Here is a 994-nt window from a genome sequence, read left to right as displayed (position 1 = left end):
CACCTGATTTCAGGCCCTATTGCACCTCCCTTTTCGGGGTGCTTTTCAGTGTTCGCTCACGCTACTTGTTCACTATCGGTCTCGAGTAGTATTTAGTCTTAGCAGTTGATGCCTGCCATATTCACGAGGGATATCCAACCCCCGCTACTCTGGAGCTGACGCGTGCTGTACTGATCTGGATTACGGGACTGTCACCCTGTATCGTGCTCTATTCCAAGAGACTTCACACAGATGGTCGAGCAGTGAGAGTCAGTCCGAACACCACATTGCCCGTAAGGGCTTCGGTTTGGACTGTGTCGCGTTTACTCGCCGTTACTAACGACATCGCGGATTGCTTTCTCTTCCTGCCGGTACTGAGATGTTTCAATTCCCGGCGTTCCCCATTGCGCAAGGCAATTGCGAGAGGATTCCTATTAGGAGATCCGTAGTTCTTTCCCTCCGTGCGGGTCCCTACGGCTTTTCGCAGCTTGGCACGTCCTTCGTCGGCACTCGAGCCGAGCCATCCACCAGGTGGCAAAGTAGCCACGCTGAATGGGACGTTCACTGTTACCTGGTGAAAGGTCCAGTGGACGTCTGGATTGCGTTTACACACGGTTTCATTACGCAGCCAAGTAGTCTTCTTGGCGCACGTTCGACCCTTCCCACCCTCGCTTGCACGGGATGGTGCATCGGTTTTCTTTCAGGATGAAATCGTTTCGTCGTCCCACACTTAAGGGGAGCGATTCGATTCCGTCCTGAACGTACGACCTCTCTGGGAGTCGAACCCAGACGCCTCTGATATAGAGGGCGTTCCAGCATGAGGTTCAGGTTCCGAGCCTTGGTGGTTCTAAAGCGCCCGGACGGATCGCGTCGGACGAGACTAAGTGGGCCGGGCATACTGCCCGGTCCCGGTCTGTGGAGGTGATCCAGCCGCAGATTCCCCTACGGCTACCTTGTTACGACTTAAGCCCCCTTGCGAAGCCCAGATTCGACCATCGTTGCGATGGCCTCATCC

The 994-nt window shown here is 55.1% G+C and carries 2 rRNA genes; both read right to left on the bottom strand.

The annotated features are described in order from the left end of the window. Positions 1-531, bottom strand: a 23S ribosomal RNA gene (locus ACSC1S_RS21820); the annotation flags it as partial. Positions 532-895: 364 nt separating this feature from the next. Beyond that, positions 896-994, bottom strand: a 16S ribosomal RNA gene (locus ACSC1S_RS21815); the annotation flags it as partial.

The organism is Haloarchaeobius pelagicus (assembly GCF_051207375.1).
Lineage (GTDB): Archaea > Halobacteriota > Halobacteria > Halobacteriales > Natrialbaceae > Haloarchaeobius.
Note: the sequence above shows the minus strand (reverse complement) of the source record. Positions and strands in the feature narration are given on the sequence as shown.